This is a genomic window from Pantoea sp. XY16 (assembly GCF_025153065.1).
GTDB lineage: Bacteria > Pseudomonadota > Gammaproteobacteria > Enterobacterales > Enterobacteriaceae > Pantoea > Pantoea alfalfae.
Map to the genome: position 1 here is coordinate 1 of NZ_JANZNP010000011.1, position 18,335 is coordinate 18,335.

Annotated in this window: 21 protein-coding genes; 3 read left to right on the top strand and 18 right to left on the bottom strand. The window is 55.3% G+C overall.

The features are described from left to right. The 9 genes from N1689_RS15510 to fkpA all read right to left on the bottom strand — a co-directional run. A partial coding sequence (locus tag N1689_RS15510) for a GTP-binding protein (protein ID WP_260059390.1) occupies positions 1-689 on the bottom strand: 689 nt, incomplete at its 3' end. Between the two features lie 68 nt (positions 690-757). Beyond that, positions 758-2,872 carry an elongation factor G gene (gene fusA / locus N1689_RS15515; RefSeq protein WP_033734130.1) on the bottom strand — a complete coding sequence of 705 codons (2,115 nt, stop codon included), beginning with the start codon at positions 2,870-2,872 and terminating at the stop codon, positions 758-760. Between the two features lie 90 nt (positions 2,873-2,962). After that, complete coding sequence (rpsG, locus tag N1689_RS15520) at positions 2,963-3,433, bottom strand: 30S ribosomal protein S7 (protein ID WP_009087603.1); 471 nt, start codon at positions 3,431-3,433, stop codon at positions 2,963-2,965. A 96-nt stretch (positions 3,434-3,529) separates the two neighbouring features. Beyond that, a complete protein-coding gene (gene rpsL / locus N1689_RS15525) occupies positions 3,530-3,904 on the bottom strand; it encodes a 30S ribosomal protein S12 (RefSeq protein WP_003852912.1) in 375 nt (124 codons plus the stop codon). 124 nt (positions 3,905-4,028) lie between these two features. After that, positions 4,029-4,316, bottom strand: coding sequence for a sulfurtransferase complex subunit TusB (tusB, locus tag N1689_RS15530; RefSeq protein ID WP_161733620.1), 288 nt, complete (start codon positions 4,314-4,316; stop codon positions 4,029-4,031). Between the two features lie 9 nt (positions 4,317-4,325). After that, on the bottom strand, positions 4,326-4,685 hold the full coding sequence (gene tusC, locus N1689_RS15535) for a sulfurtransferase complex subunit TusC (protein WP_161733622.1): 360 nt from the start codon (positions 4,683-4,685) through the stop codon (positions 4,326-4,328). Further along, entirely contained in the window at positions 4,685-5,071 is a 387-nt protein-coding gene (gene tusD, locus N1689_RS15540; RefSeq protein WP_161733624.1) for a sulfurtransferase complex subunit TusD, read from the bottom strand. The genes tusC and tusD overlap by 1 nt, the downstream gene beginning before the upstream one ends. Further along, positions 5,071-5,793: a transcriptional regulator gene (locus N1689_RS15545; RefSeq protein ID WP_013359249.1), complete on the bottom strand. Its 723-nt coding sequence runs from the start codon at positions 5,791-5,793 to the stop codon at positions 5,071-5,073. The genes tusD and N1689_RS15545 overlap by 1 nt, the downstream gene beginning before the upstream one ends. 166 nt (positions 5,794-5,959) lie before the next feature. Beyond that, positions 5,960-6,805: an FKBP-type peptidyl-prolyl cis-trans isomerase gene (fkpA, locus tag N1689_RS15550; protein WP_253420218.1), complete on the bottom strand. Its 846-nt coding sequence runs from the start codon at positions 6,803-6,805 to the stop codon at positions 5,960-5,962. A gap of 269 nt (positions 6,806-7,074) precedes the next feature. On the opposite strand from fkpA, the gene N1689_RS15555 reads away from it, so the two are divergent. Beyond that, positions 7,075-7,293, top strand: coding sequence for a SlyX family protein (locus N1689_RS15555; protein WP_161733626.1), 219 nt, complete (start codon positions 7,075-7,077; stop codon positions 7,291-7,293). A 94-nt stretch (positions 7,294-7,387) separates the two neighbouring features. Here the strand turns inward: N1689_RS15555 and slyD are convergent, their stop codons facing one another. The 4 genes from slyD to kefG form a co-directional block, all read right to left on the bottom strand. After that, positions 7,388-7,948: a peptidylprolyl isomerase gene (slyD, locus tag N1689_RS15560; protein WP_161733628.1), complete on the bottom strand. Its 561-nt coding sequence runs from the start codon at positions 7,946-7,948 to the stop codon at positions 7,388-7,390. A 197-nt stretch (positions 7,949-8,145) separates the two neighbouring features. After that, positions 8,146-8,340, bottom strand: a complete 195-nt coding sequence (locus N1689_RS15565) for a YheV family putative zinc ribbon protein (protein WP_161733630.1) — start codon at positions 8,338-8,340, stop codon at positions 8,146-8,148. A 23-nt stretch (positions 8,341-8,363) separates the two neighbouring features. After that, positions 8,364-10,172, bottom strand: a complete 1,809-nt coding sequence (gene kefB / locus N1689_RS15570; RefSeq protein WP_161733632.1) for a glutathione-regulated potassium-efflux system protein KefB — start codon at positions 10,170-10,172, stop codon at positions 8,364-8,366. After that, on the bottom strand, positions 10,173-10,724 hold the full coding sequence (kefG, locus tag N1689_RS15575; RefSeq protein WP_033784144.1) for a glutathione-regulated potassium-efflux system ancillary protein KefG: 552 nt from the start codon (positions 10,722-10,724) through the stop codon (positions 10,173-10,175). Between the two features lie 112 nt (positions 10,725-10,836). On the opposite strand from kefG, the gene N1689_RS15580 reads away from it, so the two are divergent. Then, the gene (locus N1689_RS15580) at positions 10,837-12,741 is read left to right on the top strand and encodes an ABC transporter ATP-binding protein (RefSeq protein WP_161733634.1); all 1,905 of its coding nucleotides are present in this window, start codon (positions 10,837-10,839) and stop codon (positions 12,739-12,741) included. Between the two features lie 324 nt (positions 12,742-13,065). On the opposite strand, the gene tauD is transcribed toward N1689_RS15580, so the two are convergent. Genes tauD through tauA form a run of 4 tightly spaced genes read right to left on the bottom strand, consistent with a single transcriptional unit; the run spans position 13,066 to position 16,480 of the window. Continuing rightward, positions 13,066-13,905: a taurine dioxygenase gene (gene tauD, locus N1689_RS15585; RefSeq protein ID WP_161733636.1), complete on the bottom strand. Its 840-nt coding sequence runs from the start codon at positions 13,903-13,905 to the stop codon at positions 13,066-13,068. After that, the gene (tauC, locus tag N1689_RS15590) at positions 13,902-14,729 is read right to left on the bottom strand and encodes a taurine ABC transporter permease TauC (RefSeq protein WP_161733638.1); all 828 of its coding nucleotides are present in this window, start codon (positions 14,727-14,729) and stop codon (positions 13,902-13,904) included. The genes tauD and tauC overlap by 4 nt, the downstream gene beginning before the upstream one ends. Then, entirely contained in the window at positions 14,726-15,493 is a 768-nt protein-coding gene (gene tauB / locus N1689_RS15595; protein ID WP_222924921.1) for a taurine ABC transporter ATP-binding subunit, read from the bottom strand. Before tauB ends, tauC begins: the two co-directional genes overlap by 4 nt. A 9-nt stretch (positions 15,494-15,502) precedes the next feature. After that, on the bottom strand, positions 15,503-16,480 hold the full coding sequence (tauA, locus tag N1689_RS15600; RefSeq protein ID WP_260059395.1) for a taurine ABC transporter substrate-binding protein: 978 nt from the start codon (positions 16,478-16,480) through the stop codon (positions 15,503-15,505). Between the two features lie 236 nt (positions 16,481-16,716). On the opposite strand from tauA, the gene N1689_RS15605 reads away from it, so the two are divergent. After that, complete coding sequence (locus N1689_RS15605; protein WP_161733644.1) at positions 16,717-17,697, top strand: LacI family DNA-binding transcriptional regulator; 981 nt, start codon at positions 16,717-16,719, stop codon at positions 17,695-17,697. A 1-nt stretch (position 17,698) separates the two neighbouring features. On the opposite strand, the gene N1689_RS15610 is transcribed toward N1689_RS15605, so the two are convergent. Further along, positions 17,699-18,301, bottom strand: coding sequence for a LysE family translocator (locus N1689_RS15610; protein ID WP_161733646.1), 603 nt, complete (start codon positions 18,299-18,301; stop codon positions 17,699-17,701). Positions 18,302-18,335: the final 34 nt, after the last annotated feature.

The window sequence follows — 18,335 nt, forward strand, 5'->3', positions numbered from 1 at the left end:
CCGGTAACAACAGTACCACGGCCAGAGATTGAGAAGACGTCTTCGATTGGCAGCAGGAACGGCATGTCGATCGCACGCTGTGGTTCTGGGATGTAGTTGTCCAGATGCTCAGCCAGTTCGATGATTTTCGCTTCCCACTCAGCTTCGCCTTCCAGCGCTTTCAGCGCAGAACCACGAACGATTGGGGTGTCGTCGCCTGGGAAGTCATATGCTGACAGCAGGTCACGGACTTCCATCTCTACCAGTTCCAGCAGCTCTTCATCATCAACCATGTCACATTTGTTCAGGAACACGATGATGTAAGGAACGCCAACCTGACGACCCAGCAGGATGTGCTCACGGGTCTGTGGCATCGGGCCATCAGTCGCAGCAACAACCAGGATCGCGCCGTCCATCTGCGCAGCACCGGTGATCATGTTTTTCACATAGTCGGCGTGGCCTGGGCAGTCAACGTGTGCGTAGTGACGAGTCGGGGTTTCATACTCAACGTGTGAAGTGTTGATGGTGATACCACGAGCTTTCTCTTCTGGTGCGTTATCGATCTGGTCGAATGCACGAGCCTGGCCGCCGTAAGTTTTAGACAGTACGGTGGTAATAGCTGCAGTCAGGGTGGTTTTACCGTGGTCGACGTGACCGATGGTGCCCACGTTTACGTGCAGTTTGTTACGCTGAAATTGCTCTTTCGCCATGGCGATAATTCCTTACGTTGTGCCTTCACCATCTGGGTGAAGGCATCAGTTCAAATTTAAACCGTAGCTTATTTGCTACGAGCTTCAATAACGGCCTGCGCTACGTTGTTCGGCGCATCGTCATACTTCAGGAACTCCATGGAGTAAGAAGCACGACCTTTGGTCAGAGAACGCAGCTGAGTTGCGTATCCGAACATCTCAGACAACGGAACTTCAGCGTGAATCTGAACGCCAGTAGCGTTAGATTCCTGCCCTTTGAGCATACCACGACGACGACTAAGGTCACCGATGACATCGCCCGTGTTCTCTTCTGGCGTTTCAACTTCAACCTTCATGATAGGCTCAAGCAGAACAGGTGTCGCTTGTTTAAAGCCTTGTTTGAAGGCAATAGACGCGGCCAGTTTAAACGCCAGCTCTGAGGAGTCGACATCATGGTAAGAACCGAAGTGCAGACGCACGCCCAGATCCACCACCGGATAACCCGCCAGAGGGCCTGATTTCAGCTGCTCCTGGATACCTTTGTCAACCGCAGGGATGTATTCACCAGGAATCACACCACCTTTGATGTCGTTGACAAATTCATAGCCTTTCGGATTCGAACCTGGCTCCAGTGGGTACATGTCGATAACAACATGACCGTACTGACCACGACCACCAGACTGCTTGGCGTGTTTACCTTCAACATCGGTAACTTTGTTACGAATCGCTTCACGGTAAGCAACCTGTGGTTTACCCACGTTTGCTTCAACGTTGAACTCACGCTTCATGCGGTCAACGATGATGTCGAGGTGCAATTCACCCATACCCGCGATGATGGTCTGGTTAGATTCTTCATCAGTCCATACGCGGAATGATGGGTCTTCTTTCGCCAGACGGCCCAGAGCCAGACCCATTTTTTCCTGGTCAGCTTTGGTTTTTGGTTCAACGGCGATAGAGATTACCGGCTCCGGGAATTCCATGCGCTCAAGGATGATGACGTTCTCTGGGTCACACAGGGTGTCACCAGTGGTCACATCTTTCAGGCCGATCGCAGCTGCGATATCACCCGCACGGACTTCTTTGATCTCTTCACGCTTGTTAGCGTGCATCTGAACGATACGGCCCAAACGCTCACGGTTTGACTTAACCGGGTTGAACACGGTGTCACCCGTATTAACAACACCAGAGTAAACGCGGAAGAAGGTCAGGTTACCTACAAACGGGTCAGTAGCGATTTTGAACGCCAGTGCAGCAAACGGCTCGTTGTCGTCTGAGTGACGAACAGCCGGCGTGTCTTTACCGTCGTCCAGCATACCGTTGATCGCGGTTACGTCAGTCGGTGCTGGCAGATATTCAACAACTGCATCCAGCATCGCCTGAACACCTTTGTTCTTAAATGCAGAACCACAGGTTACCAGGATGATTTCGTTGTTCAGAACACGCTTACGCAGAGAGGTTTTGATCTCTTCTTCAGTCAGTTCTTCACCACCGAAGAATTTCTCCATCAGCTCATCAGAGCCTTCAGCAGCGGCTTCAACCAGCTTTGCACGCCATTCTTCAGCCAGTTCCTGCATATCAGCTGGGATATCTTCGTAAACGAAGGTCACACCCTGATCTTCGTCGTTCCAGTTGATTGCTTTCATTTTCACCAGGTCAACAACACCGGTGAATTTCTCTTCTGCGCCAATAGCCAGCTGCAGAGGAACTGGAGTTGCGCCCAGACGAACTTCCATCTGGTTAACAACTTTCAGGAAGTTAGCACCCATGCGGTCCATTTTGTTAACGAACGCAATGCGTGGAACTTTATATTTGTTAGCCTGACGCCATACGGTCTCAGACTGTGGCTGAACGCCACCAACTGCACAGTAAACCATTACCGCGCCATCAAGCACACGCATAGAACGTTCAACTTCGATGGTGAAGTCAACGTGTCCTGGGGTGTCGATGATGTTGATGTGGTGTGGTTCAAACTGCTTGGCCATACCAGACCAGTAACAGGTGGTCGCAGCGGAAGTGATGGTAATACCACGTTCCTGTTCCTGCTCCATCCAGTCCATGGTTGCTGCGCCGTCATGTACTTCACCGATTTTGTGGTTTACACCGGTGTAGAACAGAACGCGTTCGGTAGTGGTAGTCTTACCGGCGTCGATGTGCGCACTGATACCGATGTTACGGTAGCGAGCAATGGGTGTTTTACGAGCCATTTGATTCCTCGGTTTTTCGGACGTTCAAAATTAGTCAACCCCAGCGGGTTGGCCCTCTGGGCGCCCGCTGGTTTAACAACTACGCGACTGTTACCAGCGGTAGTGTGCGAACGCCTTGTTGGCTTCAGCCATACGGTGAACGTCTTCACGTTTCTTAACTGCAGTACCTTTGTTCTCTGCAGCATCAGAAAGTTCGTTCGCCAGGCGAAGAGCCATTGATTTATCACCGCGTTTACGAGCAGCATCTACGATCCAGCGCATTGCCAGGGCATTACGACGAACCGGACGGACTTCAACTGGTACCTGATAAGTAGAACCACCAACGCGACGTGACTTAACTTCGACAGTCGGACGCACGTTTTCCAGCGCTACTTCAAAGGCTTCCAGGGAGTTTTTACCTGAACGCTGAGCCAGGGTCTCAAGCGCGGTATAAACGATTGATTCTGCAGTAGATTTTTTACCATCTACCATCAGGATATTTACAAATTTGGCCAGCAGCTCTGATCCGAACTTAGGATCTGGCAGAATTTTACGCTGACCAATGACGCGACGACGTGGCATGGAAATACTCCGTTGTTAATTCAGGATTGTCCAAAACTCTATGAGTTTATTATGACATTTAATTTAAAACGTTTGGCCTTACTTAACGGAGAACCATTAAGCCTTTGGCTTCTTCACGCCGTACTTGGAGCGAGCCTGCTTACGGTCTTTAACACCTGAGCAGTCCAGCGCGCCACGAACGGTGTGGTAACGCACACCTGGCAGGTCTTTTACACGACCGCCACGGATCAGGATCACGGAGTGTTCCTGCAGGTTATGACCTTCACCGCCGATGTAGGAGGTAACTTCAAAACCGTTGGTCAAACGCACACGGCAGACTTTACGCAGTGCGGAGTTTGGTTTCTTAGGAGTGGTGGTGTACACACGAGTACAAACGCCACGTTTTTGCGGGCAAGCTTCCAGCGCCGGCACGTTGCTCTTTGCAACTTTGCGGACGCGTGGTTTGCGAACCAGCTGGTTAACTGTTGCCATTAAATAGCTCCTGGATTTGCTTTTGCTTCGTAAACACGTAATAAATCGCCTCGTAGAATTACGAGGAGGCAGAATTTTAGGGCTGAGTCAAAGGGGTGTCAAGAAATAACCAGGTTTTAGCCGATTACCAGACCATTTGTTGCTGATGCCTGATCGTTAGCGTGACAAAGCCAGTATAGTCTATTGACTGCACACTGGTCGAAATTTGTCCAGCAAGACCGCGAGCCTGAACATCTTCATCCAGCACCCACAGCGTGGCTTCACATTCTGACAGCCGCATCAGTGCGCGACTGCCCGCTAAGGCAGCCAGCACGCCATCCTGCAGCAGCAGCAGGTCATCACCCTCACCCGCGATTAAAAGCAGGGTTTCGAGGTCACAGTATGCGGGTGAATGCATTAAGGTGTGCAGCATTAACGTCTCTTAAAAAGTCAGAATGCGATCGTAGCTGGCCAGCGTCTGCCGCAGCTCCGGCGCGTCCAGTAGCGTAACATCCAGCAACCGGTCAGCGTCAACCGCTAATCCACGCGCTATCAGCGATGCCCGGCAGAGATAGCACTGTTCAATGTCATACAGCGTCAGCACGCCAAAGGTCGCGGCATAGTGACGACTCTTAATCGCCTCAGGCTGCTGGTGCAGATTGAGCTGCAGCACGCCATCACCAATAAAAAACAGGCCGATATCTTCACTGAGTGCACCCGTAGCCAGCGCGGCATCCAGCCCTTCGCGCCCTGCACTGCTGCCATGCGGCGCCTGGGTAAAGACAAATGCGACACGATTCATCAGAACTGCACCACGCGTTCACAGCTTAGCGCCGCTTCCGCCAGCGCACCCAGGCCACTCAGCGTAAAGCCTGGCTGCAGGTTACTGCCCGCCAGCTGGAGTCGGGCCGCTTCCTGCTGATCGCTGACGCCACGCCGCAGCGCAGCCGCTACACAGATGTTCAGTGCCACACCCTGCTCCTGATGTAATGCCTGCCACGCGCGCACCAGATCAAACTCATCACTGGCCGGTGCGGTCAGCTGATTAGCGTTCAACACGCCTTCGCGATAAAAGAAAACGCTGTCAAGCTGATGACCTGCCGTCAGCAGTGCACGGGCAAACAGATATGCACTGGTCGCCTGTTGCGTACCGTAAGCCGGGCCGGTGACCAGCAGGGTATAGCGCATTACCGATCCTGTCCCTGAAAGTCGCCATTTTTAAACTGGCGGATGTAGAGATAAACGGTGTGCTTCGAAATGTTCAGCCGATCGGCCACCTGGTTGATGGCATCTTTGATATCGAAGATTCCCTTCTCATACAGGTTGAGCACAATCTGGCGATTCTTGGCATTGTTCGACACATTGCGATCAGCGCTGACTTCTTCAATGGTGAACTCCAGTGTCTGCATCACCAGATCATCGACCGAACTGGCAAAGTTGACGTTGGAGTCAACCTGCTGCATCTCGGGCGGCATAAAGGTCGACATGATCTGTGAGAACGGCACATCAAGATTCATGTTGATGCAAAGCAGGCCAATAACCCGTTGCTGACGGTTGCGAATCGCAATGGTGACTGACTTCATCAGCACGCCGCTTTTGGCACGCGTGAAATAGGCACGTGACACGTTGCTGTCCGCGCCATGCATATCATGCAGCATACGCAGGGCCAGGTCGGTAATCGGCGAACCGACTTTACGACCCGTGTGCTCACCATTGGCGATACGCACGGCCGAACACTTCAGATCTTCCAGCGAATGCAGGACGATTTCACAATGCGAGCCGATCAACATCGCCAGGCCATCCACGACAGCCTCGTACGATTTCAGAATATCGTAATCAGTTTCTTCGAACGGGCGCTGCTCCAGAAGATCGAAGTCGCTCAGTTCACCCGGATTGAATGGATTAGACATTGAAGAGTATCACCCTGAATGGCTGGAGCCTGTCACAGCGGCTTATGGGCAGACTCAATATTGGGATAATTAGGCAGGCATTAGTCTGGCAAATGTCGTCGGCTTATGCCAGAGGTTTGTCGTGAAGCTAAAATGAAACCGCCGCCCTGAGGCGGCGGTCAGCAGATTACTGCGCTTTTTCTGCAGCAGCAGGCGCAGGGGCCTGTGCTTTTTCATCTGCTTTAGGCGCGGGTTTGATATCAAGCAGTTCAACATCAAAGATCAGAGTGGAGTTAGCCGGAATGCCCGGAACGCCATTTTTGCCATAAGCCAGATTCGGTGGGATCACCAGCTTGATCTTGCCGCCTTTCTTCACGTGCTTCAGACCTTCAGTCCAGCCTGGGATAACACCGTCCAGACGGAACGAGAGTGGCTCGCCACGGGTATAAGAGTTGTCGAATTCATTACCGTCGATCAGCGTACCTTTGTAGTTCACCACGACAGTGTCGCTGTCTTTAGGTGCGTCGCCGGTACCCTCTTTCTCAACTTTATACAACAGGCCGCTTTCGGTTTTCTTCACGCCGCTCTCTTTAGCAAATTTGGTCGCGAAAGCGTCGCCCTTTTCGGCGTTCTCTTTCGCATCTTTTTCCATTTTCGCTGAGGCTGCGCCTTTCACGCGGCCTTCAAAGGATTGCAGCGTCTGCTCAATCTCTTCGTCAGACAGTTTGCTCTTGCCACCAAACGCATCCTGAACACCCGCAATAAGCTGCTGCTTATCCAGTTTGATGCCCAGTTTTTCCTGTTCCTTCAGGGAGTTGTCCATGTAGCGACCCAGTGAAGCACCCAGTGCGTAGGCAGACTGCTGGTCTTCATCTTTGAAAGCAGCATTCTTAGGTGCCTGAGGCGCGGACTGTGGCGCGGCAGCTGGTGCAGCCTGTGGCGCCGCAGCGGTGTCTGCTGCCATTGCCATTGATGCATTCAGCGCAACAGCCATGGTGGTAGCTAACAATGTGACTTTAAACAGTGATTTCATCCATTCTCCAAAACCGAAGCGTCTAACCTCGGGAAACATTGCGGACTTCAGGGCCCACACTATAACTTTACGTGGCAGTGTCGAACACTCCCACAATGTAATTACCCGGTCTACCTCCGACCTTTATAACATCGGGAAGTTTCATCAGAGATGATGCCGCGCTGGCTTTTTTCAAGCGCAACGCCTCCGGGCGTAAAAAAAACAGGTGATTCCTGGCCTTCAGGTCGTAGAATCACGCCCCGAGTCGCACCTTAACAGAGGAACAGGTCATGCAACAATCTGAGTGGGAACAGCGTCTGGAGACGTTAGAGAGCAAACTGGCCTTTCAGGAGATGACGATAGATCAGCTGAACAGCGCAGTGGTTCAGCATGAGCTGGAGATGAATAAGATGCGTGAGCAGATGCGCATCTTAACCGACAAGCTCAAAGCGAATGCGCCCTCGATCGTCGCCTCACAGTCTGAAGAGATCCCGCCCCCGCACTACTGATCGTGGGCTATCTGGCTCCGGTTAGCCGGTCAGAACCAGAGTGACAGCCAAAAGAAAGGCCACCCGGAGGTGGCCTTTAGAGCTCTGTTGAGAGTTAGTGGCTGCAGCCGCAACCGCCAGTACCACAACCGCCTTTACCGTGGTCGTGGTCGTGATCATGGCCGTGATCGTGGTCATGATGATGACCATCTGCACCGTGAACGTGGCCATGAGCCAGTTCTTCCGGTGTGGCTTCACGGATAGCGACCACTTCAACGTTGAAGTTCAGGTTCTGACCCGCCAGCATGTGGTTACCATCAACCACGACGTGATCGTCTTCCACTTCGGTGATTTCTACCGGTACCGGACCCTGATCGGTCTCTGCCAGGAAGCGCATGCCAACCTGAAGTTCATCAACGCCCATGAAGACGTCTTTAGGCACACGCTGCACCAGGTTGTCATCGTACTGACCGTAAGCATCGTTTGCCGGGATATGCACGTCAAACTTGTCGCCGGCAACGTGATCTTCCAGCGCATTTTCCAGACCAGAAATCAGGGAACCATGACCGTGCAGGTAGTCTAACGGTGCACTCACCGGTGACTCATCAACCAACACGCCGTCTTCTGTACGTACCTGATAGGCCAGGCTTACCACCAGGTCTTTTGCTACTTTCATGATATCTCCTAACCGTTGAGAGCTGAGATCCCGTCTCATTGGTCTATTTTTGCGTGCAATAACACCAACCAGAAAGGTTCGGGGTTGAGTGCAAGAGGGGTTTCACTTTCTCTTGCGACTTCAGCCTTAATGGCGTCAATTGTAACGGAATTCAATCCCGCTGTAAGTTTAAGCGTAAAAAAAGCTGCCCGATTACGCTATTCAGGATGGAAAATGCCGATAACCTGCTCATTGGTCCGAACCTGCTCGCGCGCCTGCTTATCTGCCTCACGCATCTGGTGACCACACTTTACGCACTCCACCACATCGACATTGTTTTCACGCCACATCGCCAGCGTGTCCTTCTCCTGGCAGTGCGGGCATGTCGCACCAGCAATAAAACGTTTACGCATTAGGTTCTGCCTGTTTAAAAAGGTTATTGATCATCGTCCCAGCCGTCGATCTGCCGCTTTTCGCGCTGCATTTCGCGCTGGAAGATATCTTCCAGTTCACGCCGCGCTTCACGGACGCGTGAGGCCTGCGCCGCGCTTTCAGAGAGCGTTGGCACCAGCTCGCGCAGCATCCGCATATCAAGCCGGCGAAAATGCTGCTGAGCACGGTGCGCCTGATGAGGATGCATCCCCAGCGACATCAATGTCTTACGGCCCAGCTCCAGCGCACTGGAGAAGGTCTCACGTGAGAACTGCGTGACCCCTGCCTGTAGCAGCTCATGCGCTTCCACACGGCCCCGGGCGCGCGCCTGAATCTGCAGGTGCGGAAAATGCTGCTGGCACAGATGCACGAGAGTCATCACATCTTCCGGCTCATTACAGGTGATTACAATCGACTGGGCGCTGGCTGCACCGGCGGCACGCAGTAACTCCAGCTCGGTGGCATCACCGTAATAGACCTTGTAGCCATATTTACGCATCAGACTCACCACACTGATATCGCGCTCCAGCACGGTAATGCGTGTGTTGTTCGCCATCAGCAGGCGGCCGATCACCTGACCGAAGCGACCAAAGCCCACCACAATCACCTGCGGCTGATCATCTTCGACAAAGTGTTTCTCTGCATTTTCGTCCGGCTCATTAAAGCGGCGTGCCAGCAGTCGGTCGATACCCTTCATCAGCAACGGCGTGGTCATCATCGACAGCGTCACCGTCACCAGCAGCATCGGCAGTTGATCGCCTGAGAAGAGCTTTGCCGACGAGGCCGCTGAAAAGAGGACAAAGGCAAACTCGCCGCCCTGACTCAGCACGCCCGCGAACTGCTGACGCTCGGAACTGCGCAGGCCATAAATGCGCGCCAGCAGATAGAGCACCAGCGTTTTCACTGCCACCAGCGTCACCACGCCCAGCAGGATGGTCACAATATGGGTATAGAGCACACCGAGGTTGAGCGCCATGCCCACCGAAATAAAGAACAGGCCCAGCAGCAGACCCTTAAACGGGTCGATAGCGACTTCCAGCTCATGCCGGTATTCACTTTCTGCCAGCAGGATCCCGGCAATAAAGGTGCCCAGCGCCATCGACAGCCCGAGCGCATCCATAAACAGCGCGGAACCCAGTACCAGCAGCAGCGACGCTGCGGTAAAGACTTCGCGCACGCCTGATGCCGCGATGTAACGGAAGATCGGCCGCAGCAGATAGCGTCCGCCCACCAGCATGCCGGCAAACGCCAGCACTTTCATGCCGACCTTCATCCAGTCTATGTGACCGCTGTCGGTGCCGGCCAGCAGCGGGATCAGCGCCAGTGCCGGGATGACCGCGATATCCTGAAACAGCAGCACCGAAAAGCCCAGTTGCCCCGCTTCGCTGCGGTTCATGCCCTTATCCATCATCAGCTGCAGCGCCATGGCGGTCGAAGACATCGCCAGACCAATCCCGCCGATGATTGCCGCCTGCCAGCTAAAGTTGGTCAGCCACAATAAGCCGCCCAGAATAGCCGCTGAGAAGATCACCTGCGCCGCGCCGACGCCAAAAATGGAGCGGCGCAGCGCCCACAGCTTTGCCGGGTTCAGCTCCAGCCCGATAATAAACATCAGGAAAACCACGCCGAGCTCAGAGAAGTGGAGAATCTCATCGACGTCGCTGATAAAGCCTAATCCCCACGGGCCGATGGCGATACCTGCCACCAGATAGCCCAGAACTGCACCAATACCGAGGCGAGCCGCCACCGGTACAATCAAGACCGCCGCGACCAGATAAATCACCCCGGCGGTCAGCAGCGTTTGCCCTTCCATCTATACCCCTCCATTCGGCAGCGGTGCTGCCAGCCAGTCGCCATAGGCGCGGGCATAATTTTTCATTAACTCCGGGCTCTGCCGACGCGCCCAGTAGACGATCATCGGTGGCATCCAGTGCATACGGCACATCTGCGCGGTCAGCTCAAAAGGACGCATAATGTCATTGAGCGAATAGCGGTTCAGACCCTGCTGTTTAAAGGCACTTTCCGGTTCCCCGGTCGTCACCACGCTGCGCCAGTACTTGCCTTCCAGCGCATTGCCATCCACACCATTGGCGAAACCGCGTGACAGAACGCGATCCAGCCACTCTTTCAGCAGCGCCGGACAGCTATAGGTATAGAGCGGATGCTGGAAAATGATGACGTCGTGTTCGCGCAGCAGCTGTTGTTCATAGTGAATATCGATAAAAAAATCCGGATAGGTCGCGTACAGATCGTGCACGGTGACGTGTTCCAGTGCCTGAGCCGGCTGTAGCAGAATCCGATTTGCGATCGAATCCTGTGATTCCGGATGAGCATAAAGCAGCAAAACTCTGGGTGGCTGCGACATCCTTTCCCTCCAAAGCGTCGTCATTGGTGCGGTTTTCCGCTACCATGCACGACGCAGCAAAATCTCATTATGTTGCCAGTAAATTAACATATTCTGACGATACGGCGCTTACATGATTGTCTTCTCAGCCTTACAAATTCGCCGCGGCATCCGCGTCCTGCTCGACAATGCCACCGCCACCATTAATCCCGGCCAGAAGGTCGGACTGGTGGGTAAAAACGGCTGTGGGAAATCCACGCTGCTGTCGCTGTTAAAAGGTGAAATCACTAGCGATGCCGGTACCGTCACGTTCCCCACACACTGGGCGCTGGCCTGGGTGAATCAGGAAACCCCTGCGCTGGATAAAGCCGCGCTGGAGTATGTGATTGATGGCGATCGCCAGTATCGCCAGCTTGAAGCAGAACTGGCGGAAGCCAATCTGCGTGACGATGGCAATGCCATTGCGCTGTTGCACGGTCAGTTGGACGCGGTGCAGGCGTGGAGCATCCATGCACGCGCCTCAAGCCTGCTACACGGTCTGGGCTTCAGTCAGGAACAATTGCAGCGTCCGGTCAGCGATTTCTCCGGTGGCTGGCGTATGCGCCTTAACCTGGCACAGGCGCTGATTTGCCGTTCCGATCTGCTGCTGCTGGATGAACCGACCAACCACCTCGATCTCGATGCGGTCATCTGGCTGGAACGCTGGCTGAAGAGTTATGAAGGCACGCTGATCCTGATCTCGCACGATCGTGACTTCCTCGATCCGGTCATCGACAAAATTATCCATATCGAACAGGAGTCGATGTTCGAATACACCGGCAACTACAGCTCCTTCGAGCGGCAGCGTGTCGCCAAACTGGCTCAGCAGCAGGCGCTGTATGAGAGTCAGCAGGAGAAAGTAGCGCATTTACACAGCTATATTGATCGCTTCCGCGCCCAGGCCACCAAAGCCAGGCAGGCGCAGAGCCGCATCAAGATGCTGGAGCGCATGGAGATGATCGCGCCGGCCCATGTCGACAACCCGTTCAGCTTCACCTTCCGCAAGCCGGAGAACCTGCCTAATCCGCTGATGAAAATGGAGAAGGTCACTGCGGGCTATGGCGACCGTATCATTCTCGACGCCATCAAACTCAACCTGGTGCCGGGATCGCGCATCGGCCTGCTGGGACGTAACGGCGCCGGTAAATCGACCCTGATCAAGCTTCTGGCGGGTGAGCTGGAAGCGATGGACGGCAAGATGGGGCTGGCGAAAGGGATCAAGCTCGGTTACTTCGCCCAGCATCAGCTGGAGTACCTGCGGGCTGATGAGTCGCCGCTGCAGCATCTGTCGCGCATAGCACCTAAAGTGCTGGAACAGCAACTGCGTGACTATCTGGGCGGCTTCGATTTCCGCGGCGATAAAGTCACTGAAAACACCGAACGCTTCTCCGGCGGTGAGAAAGCGCGACTGGTGCTGGCGCTGATTGTCTGGCAGCGCCCTAACCTGCTGCTGCTGGATGAACCGACCAACCACCTGGATCTCGATATGCGCCAGGCACTGACCGAAGCACTGATCGACTTCGAAGGTGCGCTGGTCGTGGTCTCGCACGACCGTCACCTGCTGCGCGCCACCACCGACGATCTCTATCTGGTTCATGATGGCAAAGTGGATGTGTTTGAGGGCGACCTTGATGATTATCAGCAGTGGCTGAGCGATCTGCAGAAACAGCAGGCGCAACAGGATGCCGCGCCGAAGCAGGATAACGGCAACAGCGCCCAGGCGCGTAAAGACCAGAAGCGCCGTGATGCCGAACTGCGGACCCAGACGCAGCCGTTACGCAAAGAGATAGAGAAGCTGGAAAAGCAGATGAGCAAATGGCAGAGCCAGCTGGCCGATGCTGAAGCGCAGCTCTCAGACAGTGCGATTTATGATCAGAGCCGTAAAGCGGACCTGACCGCCGCGCTGCAGCGTCAGGCGGAGAGTAAATCTGCGCTGGAAGAGGTTGAGATGGCATGGCTGGAAGCCCAGGAACAGCTCGAACAGATGATGGCCTCATAAAAACAATCTCCCCGTTCGCGAGGAGATTGAGATTGTTGACAAAGTCTGCCCCGGCCAGCGGTGAGATCGAGCATGCGAAGGGAAAACGCGCCGTTCGGAAAGTCGCTTAAACCCTCCATGGCCGCTCGGCCCGCGCGATTACGCACCTCATCCCTGAGGTGCGCCCGTAGCCGGGCCAACGCGTTGCGTTGTTCAAAAACGCCTGGCGTTTTTGTCCCAGGCGCGGGACGCTTGCCTCCTCTGTCCGTTCTCCCTGCGCTTTTAGCTAATGCGTTACTGGCAGGGCAACCCTGACTGGGTTTGTCAGCAGTCTGAGATTCTTATTTAACGGGGTTTATCCCCCAGCACGGTTGCCCGCTGCATGATCCGCCGGGCAGGATAGTAGTCGGCATTGGCGTAATGCTGCGTGACCCTATTATCCCAGATTGCCAGATCGTCTGGCTGCCAGCGCCAGCGCACCTGGAACTCCGGTTTAGTCGCATGCGCAAACAGGAAGCCCAGCAGCGCATCACTCTCCTTCTCGCTTAACTCCACAATCCGCGTGGTAAAACCCTCATTCACAAACAGCGCTTTTTTGCCGCTGACCGGATGCGTACGGATCACCGGATGCTGCACCGGTGGATGCTTAGCCACCGCCTGCTGCCAGCGCTGATGCTCCTCTTCGGTTTTGCGGTACTTGTACTCCTGAAATGACTTTTTGAAATCATGCTCGGCGTTTAACCCGGCCAGCAGTTGCTTAAAAGGTTCCGAAAGCGCCTCGTAAGCCGCAATGCCACTGGTCCAGAGCGTGTCACCGCCCGCTTCCGGCAACACTTTTGAGGCCAGTAAAGCGATAGCCGGTGGCGTGTCGATAAAGGTGACATCGGTGTGCCAGTTGTCGTTATCTGGCGGATTATCCCGATGCGTATCCAGCACGATTATCTCCTCAACGCCTTCTGCGTGGGGATAGACCGGATGGATATGCAGGTCGCCAAAGCGAATCGCCAGTGCGCGGTGCTGTTCCGGCGTCATCTTCTGGTCACGCAGAAACAGCACCTGATGACGCAGCAGGCCATGGTAAAGCTGTTCAAACTGCGCATCACTTAATGGCCGGGAAACATCCAGGTTAGAGACCTGCGCGCCGATATAGGGGCCAAGCGGGGTAAAACTGAGACGTTCATTCATGACTGTTCTCCACTCCAGGGCGTCAGACGGCGCTGTAACGCGCGGAGCCCGAGTTCTAAGCTAAAAGCGATAAAGGCGATCACTGCGATACCCGCCAGTACCACATCGGTGGCGAGAAACTCTCCCGCTGACTGCACCATGAAACCGAGGCCGCGCGTGGCGGCAATCAGCTCCGCTGCCACCAGCGTTGACCAGCCCACTCCCAGCCCGATGCGCAGACCGGTCAGAATCTCTGGCAGCGCGCCCGGCAGGATCACCCAGCGCAGCAGCTGCCAGCGGTTAGCCCCCAGCGAGCGAGCGGCGCGAATCCGTACCTGCTGCGTGTTACGCACCCCGGCCAGGGTAGAGAGTGTTACGGGCGCGAAGATCGCCAGATAGATCAGCAGGATTTTCGACGTCTCACCAATGCCGAACCAGATCACCATCAGCGGCAGATAGGCGAGTGGCGGAATCGGGCGATAGAGCTCGATCAGCGGATCAAGCAGGCCGCGAGCGACCGGGCTGAGGCCCATCAGAATCCCCACCGGAATACCGATAGCGGCAGCAGCCGTCAGCGCAATCAGCATCCGCGTCAGGCTGGCAGCCAGATGCTGCCACAGCGTGGCATCCATAAAGCCCTGCGCGCTGGCAATCACCAGCAGCTTGCTGAACACCTGCTGCGGCGACGGCAGGAACAGCGGAGCAATCAGGCCCAGCGCGGTGACGCCCCACCAGAGCAGTAACAGCAGAGAGAGGCTCAGCACGCTCAGCGTAAAGGCGGTTGAAAATGGCCAGCGCAGCCTGCGGCGCATCGGCAGAGACTTATCGTGGATTAACGCGCTCATGCAAACGCCTCCCGCTGATCAAACACCCGGCTCAGCACATATTCGCGCTGAGCGATAAACTGCGGATCGGATTTGATGCTGCGGCACGACTCTCCGGCGGCAAAACGGCGGCCAAATTCGGGCCGCAGCCGCTCCACGATGCGGCCCGGTCCAGGCGACAGCAGAATCAGTTCGCTGGCGAGGAAAATCGCCTCTTCTATATCGTGTGTAATCAGCAGGATCTGTTTACCGCTGTCGCGCCACAGCGTCAGCAGCAGTGTCTGCATCTGCTCACGGGTAAAAGCATCCAGTGCGCCAAACGGCTCATCCAGCAACAGCAGTTGCGGATCGGTGGCCAGCGCGCGCGCAATACCTACCCGTTGACGCTGACCGCCGGACAACTGCCAGATGGCGCGCTTTTCCGCCCCTTCCAGCCCGACCTGCCTGATAAGTTTCCGCGCTATGACCTCACGTGCCTGGCGCGGCATCCCCGCCAGTTGCAGTCCAAAGGAGACGTTATCCAGTACGTTGCGCCACGGCAGTAACCCTTCATGCTGAAACACCACGCCGCGCTCCGCGCCTGGCCCGATCACCGGCTGGTTATCCAGCGTGATGCTGCCCGACTCCACCGGCAGGAATCCGGCCACCAGATTGAGCAGCGTGGTTTTGCCACAGCCGGAGGGGCCGAGCACGACCAGCAGTTCGTGGCTGTCCAGGTGCAGATTGATATCCTGCAACACCGGCTGTCCGGCATAACGGGCATTAAGGTGAGCGATACGCAGCATAGTGCCTCCTTATGGTTTAACTAATGGCGCGACGAAGCGGGAGGTTACATAACTGCTGTAGTCGTTATCTGCCTGCGGCACCCGGCCCTGCGCTTTCAGGAACTGCGCGGTATCGACGATCGCCTTATTGACCGGTTTACCCAGCTGCTCAACCTGCTGCTGCGCCGTCAGGTAGGTATTGCCCTTCACCAGACCGGGAACCTGCGCTTCCGGCACGCCACTGAGGCGTGAGAGTTTGCTGAGGTTATCGGGCTGCTTCAGCCAGCTGTCGGGACTGTTAAGATAGGCCTGCTGCGCATCGATCGCGCTGCGGGCAAAAGCGGTGACGATCTCGGGATGCTGTTCGGCAAAATCTTTGCGTACTACCCAGACGTCCAGCGTCGGCGAACCCCAGCTCCCCACTTCCGCAGAGTCGGTTAACACTTTGCCCTCTTTCTCCAGCTCATTGACTGCAGGGGCCCAGACATAGGCACCATCAATATCGCCACGCTGCCAGGCCGCGATAATCGCTGGCGGCTGCAGGTTTATCAGCTGCACCTGTGACGGCTTAATGCCCCAGTGTTTCAGTGCAGCCAGCAGGCTGTAGTGGGTGGTGGAGATGAACGGCACCGCGATGCGTTTGCCGATAAGATCTTTGGGAGTAGTAATGTTCTTTTTCACCACCAGCGCTTCAGAGTTACCCAGCTGAGAGGCGAGTAAGAATGCTTCAATCGGCAGCTTCTGCGCCGCCGCAACCGCTAACGGGCTGGAACCGATGTTGCCAATCTGCACGTCGCCGGACGCCAGTGCGCGTAAGACGCCTGCGCCGCTGTCAAACTTACGCCAGTCAACGCTGGCCCCGCTCTCTTTCGCAAAACTGTTGTCAGCCTGCGCCACTTTCGCGGGTTCGGCGGAGGTCTGGTACGCCACGGTGACATTGACCGCATCAGCCTGAAACGCCAGCAGCGCCAGCGCTGCGGCTAAAAAAGTTAAACGTGTTGCTGCCATGATCCTTACCCCACCGTTTTTATCGTGGAGGCAGTGTCTATGGCCCCTATAGTTTCATAAAGGAATTAAAAATTATCCCTAATAGAAATAAGTTCTTAGATCACTATCTGCAAAACTAAGTCAAAAATCGCAAATGCTGAAAATAGCTAAAGTAAGCAAAAATGTCAGGCGCTCACATTGTCCCTGTGCTATTGATATGCGTTACCAATTTTTGCCTGTTAAGGTCTCTGTATCCGATGTCGATCGAGAAAGTCGCTCAGCTGGCTGGCGTCTCCAAAGCCACGGTATCGCGGGTTCTCAACGCGCATCCCGGCGTAAAGCCCGATACGCGTGAGAAAGTTCTGGCGGCAATCTCTGCCTGCGACTATCAGCCCAATCTGCTGGCGCGTCAGCTGCGTACGGCGCAAAGCAACATGCTGCTGGTGCTGATCTCGGATATCACTAACCCCTTCTGTTCACGCGTGGTTCAGGGCATTGAGGCCGAAGCGGAACTGCACGGCTATCATATCCTGCTCTGTAACTCCGCCTCGCAGCTTCAGCGCGAAGCCGCCTATCTGAGTTTGCTGACCGGCAAAGTGGTGGATGGTGTGATTACCATGGATGCGGCCTCCGGCTTACAGGATTTGCAGGCGCTGATCGCCGGAGCCCCCTGGGTGCAGTGCTGTGAATTTAATCCCGACATCCCCGCCTCCTCAGTCAGCATTGATCACCTTGAAGCGGCGCGTGACACCGTCCATTACCTCGCCGGTAAAGGGCGTAAACGCATCGGGCTGGTCAATGGCGACATGCGCTACCTCTACTCGCATCATCGTGAAAAAGGCTACCGGCAGGCGATTGAGGAGCTGGGGTATGCGTGGTCCGGCGTCTCTTATACCTGTGAGATCTCCCCTGAAGCAGGCAGTCAGGGGCTGCGGGAGTTGATGGCGCTGCCGGAACCGCCGGATGCGGTGTTTGCGGTATCAGATGTATTGGCGGTGGGCGTGGTACATGCGGCACTGGAAGCAGGTCTGCGCGTGCCGGAAGATCTGGCGGTCGTCGGGTTCGATGGCGTGCCGTTTACCCGCAGCCTGAATCCGCCGCTGACCACCATCGAGCAACCGATGAACCAGCTGGGCGCGCGCAGCGTGCAGCTGCTGCTGCAGAAGATCCGTAATCCGAATGCGCCGGTCATCCGTGAAGTGCTGCCCTGGACGCGCGTTGAACGCGCATCCAGCTGACTTAATGCCAGATTAACAGCACGCAGGCCGCAGTCAGTAGCCCCATAGCGAGGTTAAAGATTTTCCAGGCACGACGGCTGCGCAGAATGCGGCCGATCATCGCGCCAAATCCCATCCAGATCACGCCCGAGACGAGATTAACCAGAAACATACCGACGCTTATCGCCATCACCGAATGGCGATACGCATCACCGGCCAGACTGAAGCTGGCGACCGCGCCCAGTGCCATCAGCCAGGCCTTTGGATTGATCAGCTGCAGCAACCCACCCTGCCAGAACGGCATCGGCGCATCCGGCGCCTGGTCAGTTTCCAGCTTTTCATAACTGGCGGTAGCGATTTTCCATGCCAGCCAGAGCAGATAGAGGCTACCGGCGATTTTCAGCACCAGGTGCAACGAAGGATAAAGCAGGATCAGACCGCCTACGCCAAAGGCCACCATCAGCAGCATCACCTGCATACCAATCATGATGCCGATCATCAGCGGAATGGTGCGCATAAAGCCAAAATTAGCGCCTGAGGCGGTGAGTAACATATTATTAGGCCCGGGCGTAATCGCCGCGACCCAAAGAAAGCCCAACATTGATAAAAAAAGACTGAGTTCCATGGCAATCGGGTACTCCTTACCCCTGCAAGAAAAA